The sequence below is a fragment of the Schnuerera sp. genome (assembly GCF_035459645.1).
Taxonomy (GTDB): domain Bacteria; phylum Bacillota; class Clostridia; order Tissierellales; family Tepidimicrobiaceae; genus Schnuerera.
The window spans coordinates 1-4,587 of the sequence record NZ_DATHXO010000364.1 but is presented as its reverse complement, the minus strand read 5'-3'; the positions used below and the strand labels follow the sequence as shown (position 1 = coordinate 4,587).

Genomic DNA, 4,587 nt, shown 5'->3' with positions numbered 1-4,587 from the left:
ATTTGTTAAAATATCTGGTGTAACAGGAATTCCTCTTTTTGCTAAAACTTTATCAGCATCTGGAGTTATTGGTCCATTGGCTGCTTCACATACTAATTTAGCATTGATCTTTTCTGCTACTTCTACAGTTACCGCATTTTCTAATGCTGCTGGTATAAGTATATCAACTTCTAATTTCCAGAATTCATCTAGGGATATTTGTTTAGCTTTTGGATATCCAACTAAATTCTTATGTTCATCCATATAAGCTTTCATATCAGCAAAATCTAAGCCATCTTCATTGTATAGAGCATAGGTACCTACTGATGGTGCCCACTCACCAACTGCTACTATTGTAGCTCCTTGACCTTGAACATTTTTAACTGTATAGCTTCCTACGTTTCCAAAGCCTTGTATAGCTACTTTTGCACCTTTCATTTCAATGCCTAATTCTCTAGCTGCCTCTCTTGCAATTACTGAAACACCAAATCCTGTAGCTTCATTCCTACCTTTTGAACCGCCCCATTCTACTGGCTTCCCAGTAACTACTCCAAGATTTGAGCCGCCTGTTAATTTATTGTATTCGTCAACCATCCAAGCCATAACCTGTCCATTACTTCCTACGTCTGGAGCTGGTACGTCTATTTTTTCACCTAAATATTTATAAAGTCCTCTTATATAACCTCTTGAAAGTCTTTCTAATTCTCCTTGAGATAAACTTAATGGATCAACGGTGATTCCACCTTTTCCTCCACCATAAGGAACGCCCATAACACCGCATTTAAATGTCATCCAAACAGATAGAGCTTTTACTTCATCTGGATTTACTCCTGGATGGAATCTAACTCCTCCTTTACCAGGTCCTATAGCGTCATTATGTACCGCTCTATAACCTTTAAAAATCTTCATAGTTCCATCGTCCATCTTTACTGGTATTGAAACTTCAATCATCCTTTGAGGTTCCTTTAATATTTCATATGCAGCTGGTTCTAGTCCTAAAGCATCACAAGCTGCTTTCACTTGTTTCTGAGCACTCTCTAATGGGTTTAAACTTTCTTTTGCCATTAAACTATACCTCCCTTTATTTGGTCTGTGAAAAGGTTTTCAATTCAACCAAATTTATTTTACAAATATCTTTGTTATTTAATTTCTCACATATCCATTTTATCATTGAGATAAAATAAGTTCAAGTAGAAACAAATATAATTAAAATTAACTTTTTTATCTTCTATTCAATATATTCCCTAGCCTCTTCTTCTCCATTTAATACCCTCAATATTCCATAAGCTAAGGATTCCATTTCATTTTCACCTGGCATTATTTCAACTGGTGCAATATACTCTACCCGCTTTTTAATCCAAGAAGTCATCATTTTAGAATAGGCAATTCCTCCTGTTAAAATAATTAGATCTACTTTACCTTCCACCACTGTTGCAAGTTCTCCTATACCTTTAGCCACCTGATAAGCCATTGCTTCATAAATTAACTTAGCTTCTTCATCTCCATCTTCGATGATCTTCTCGACTTCTCTTGCATCTAATGTGTTTAGGTAAGCTTTTAATCCTCCATTACCTCTTAATTTTCTATGCATTGTTTCCTTATCGTATTTACCGGAATAACATAATTCTATAAGTTGCCTACACGGAACCCTACCAGCCCTCTCAGGAGAAAATGGCCCTTCATCATCAGAGATTATATCTACTATATGTCCTTTTTCATGGACATTTAGCGATATTCCACCACCTAAGTGGGCAACAACCATATTCATATCTTGATAACTTTTACCTCGTTTTTTTGCTGCCTTTATAGCCATAGCTCTAGTGTTTAATACATGACAAGTACTAGTTCTCTCTATATCAGGCATACCAGATATCCTGCCTATATCGTGTAATTCATCAGTTCTTACTGAATCATATATATAGGCCTTAACCCCAGCAGTTTTTGCTATTGCATAAGCAATGGGAGCCCCCAAATTTGAAGCATGCTCCATAGCTGGTCTATTCTTAAGAGTATCTAGCATTACTTCATTCACTATATAGGCTCCAGATTTTACTGGTGGAAGCATGCCACCTCTTCCTACTACTGCAGATAGTTTACTAATATCGTAGCCTTTTTCTTCTAAAAATGTCATTACTAAGTCTTTTCTCATCTTATATTGTTCTTGAACATTATCAAATTTTTCAATAATTTCCACAGGGTGATCTAAGGTTTCAGTAAAAACTTCTTTTTCATCTTCATATAATGCTATCTTAGTTGAAGTCGAACCTGGATTAATAGCCAATATATTATAGCACATCATAGATCTCCTTTCTTCCTTCATAAATATTTATTTGTTTAATACTGCTTTAAGTTCAGTTATGAATTTCTCCGTTTGTTCTACTGTTCCCGTGCTTATTCTTAACCAGGTATCCCAGCCCCAAATATTACCTGCCTTTATTATTATACCTCTCTTTAATAATTCCTGAGATACTGCCTTAGAATCCTTATTTACATTTACAAATACGAAATTAGTATTTGATTTTATATATTCAAGTCCAAGATCTTCAAAGCACTCTTCCATCATACCTAAGGATCTATAGTTCAATTCTACCGTTTTGTTTATATGCTCTTCATCCTTTAATGCTCCAATAGCTGCAGCCTGTGCAAGTCTATTTACATTGAAAGTGCCTTTAACTTTGCTCATTTCAGTAGCAATCTCCTCTGATGTAAGTACATATCCTACACGTACACCTGCAATTCCTGTTACCTTTGAAAAGGTTCGTAATATAATAGTATTTGGTCTTTTCTTCAATATATCCAATGTTTCAGGATAATCCGGATTGACTTTAGCGAAATCATAATATGCTTCATCAAATACTAAAACTACATCTTCTGGGACATTTTCCACAAGATATTCAACTTCATCCTTTGTCATTATATTTCCTAAAGGATTATTTGGATTACAAACATATATTAGCTTAGTATTACTATTTATCTTTTCTATATATCCTTTAAAATCTTGTTTATATTTGTCCATAGGAACAGTAACATTTTTTCCACCCATATGCTCTACCCAAATTCCTAAAATAGTAAAGGTAGTATTTGATGTTACAAGCTCATCCCCTGGATTTATGAAAGTCTCTGCAATTATTTGTAATATTTGCTCTCCACCATTTCCAACAACTATATTTCCCACTTCTAAACTATGCTTATTGGCTAATTCTCGTCTTAACTCCATAACTCCTGGATCTGGATAAATATTTATATTATTTAGCTCTTTCTTAATTGCTTCAACAGCTTTTGGAGATGGTCCCAATTGATTTTCATTGGAAGCCAGTTTTACAACTTCATCTATTCCAAATTCCTTTTGTACTTCTTCTATAGGCTTGCCAGGCACATATGGTTGTAATTTAGATAATTCCTTTTTAAATAAGCTTTTAGACATATTATCATTCTCCTTTATAATTAATAGTAATAGCTAAAAAATTTATAATCTCATAACCTTTAAACTGCAGCTGCTGATAGTACTAAAGACAAGTATTTTTCTTCTGTTGAAGAACCTCTGGATGTCAATACCACAGGTACTTTTGATCCTACAATAAATCCTGCCATTTTAGAATTACCTGAATATATAAGAGATTTTGCTAAAGTATTACCTGCTGTAATATTAGAAGTCAATAATATATCTACGTCTCCAACAACTGGACTATGGAAACCCTTTGTTTCAGCAGATTCTTTATTCATAGATAAATCATATGATATTGGACCTTCTATAATACAATTTTTAATTTGGCCATTTTCATTCATTTTCTTTAGTTCAGCTGCATCAACTGTTTCCGGCATCTTAGGATTAACTTTTTCTACTGCTGTCAAAACTCCTATCTTAGGGCTTTTATAACCAAGGGATAGCATTACGTCTACTGCATTTTGAATTATTTGCTTTTTTTCTTCAAGATTTGGATACATAACCATACCTCCATCAGTGATAACTAACAATTTATGGTAAGTAGGTATTTCTAAAATTGCAAAATGAGACATAAGTCTATCTGTCCTAATACCTTTTTCCTTGTCTACAACAGCCTTTAATAAGTCGGCAGTTTGAATTTTTCCTTTCATTATAAAATCAGCTTTATTACTATTGACTAATTCTACAGCTTTATAAGCAGCAGCTCTATCATTTTCTACATCTATAATAAATTCATCATCTAAACAATAGTTTTTTCGATCTAATATTTCTTTTATTCTTTCCTTGTTTCCAATTAGTATAGGTTCTACAATTCTCTCATCATTAGCTTTAAATACAGCTTCTAGAGTATGTTCATCTTCAGCAACTACTACAGCTACTTTTCTTGTCTTTTCGAAGTTGCTAACTTTTTTTATCAATTGATTAAAATTATTGATTACCATAATTACTCTCCCTAATATCAAATTTTAGTTTTAAAACAATTGCTCAGTAAGAAGTTATCATTTCTTACTGAACAATTTGTTTTATTATTAATAACTATACAGCATCTTTTCCTCTATTGAATGCTTTTATATTTATATCAATAAATCTTTCTTTTACATTATCCCTTATTGCTTTTTCCCAGTCAATATCTTTTAAATCCATGGCTTCAACTAATGCTCCAA

The 4,587-nt window shown here is 33.1% G+C and carries 4 protein-coding genes; all 4 read right to left on the bottom strand.

Annotated features, from left to right (window positions below; genetic code table 11):
- The coding region (locus VK998_RS08530) for a Glu/Leu/Phe/Val family dehydrogenase (protein ID WP_325227624.1) at window positions 1–1,044 on the bottom strand (1,044 nt) is incomplete at its 3' end.
- A gap of 163 nt (window positions 1,045–1,207) precedes the next feature.
- Window positions 1,208–2,299 (bottom strand): butyrate kinase, encoded by a 1,092-nt coding sequence (buk, locus tag VK998_RS08525; protein WP_325227622.1) that lies wholly within the window; start codon window positions 2,297–2,299, stop codon window positions 1,208–1,210.
- Between the two features lie 6 nt (window positions 2,300–2,305).
- Window positions 2,306–3,403, bottom strand: coding sequence for a histidinol-phosphate transaminase (gene hisC, locus VK998_RS08520; protein WP_325227620.1), 1,098 nt, complete (start codon window positions 3,401–3,403; stop codon window positions 2,306–2,308).
- Window positions 3,404–3,462: 59 nt separating this feature from the next.
- Window positions 3,463–4,365, bottom strand: a complete 903-nt coding sequence (locus VK998_RS08515; RefSeq protein ID WP_325227616.1) for a bifunctional enoyl-CoA hydratase/phosphate acetyltransferase — start codon at window positions 4,363–4,365, stop codon at window positions 3,463–3,465.
- Window positions 4,366–4,587 lie beyond the last annotated feature (222 nt).

Excerpts from the sequence above, each read along its gene's own strand:
- buk (WP_325227622.1), bottom strand. The coding sequence starts at position 2,299 with ATGAAGGAAGAAAGGAGATCTATGATGTGCTATAATATATTGGCTATT.
- hisC (WP_325227620.1), bottom strand. The coding sequence starts at position 3,403 with ATGTCTAAAAGCTTATTTAAAAAGGAATTATCTAAATTACAACCATAT.
- VK998_RS08515 (WP_325227616.1), bottom strand. The coding sequence starts at position 4,365 with ATGGTAATCAATAATTTTAATCAATTGATAAAAAAAGTTAGCAACTTC.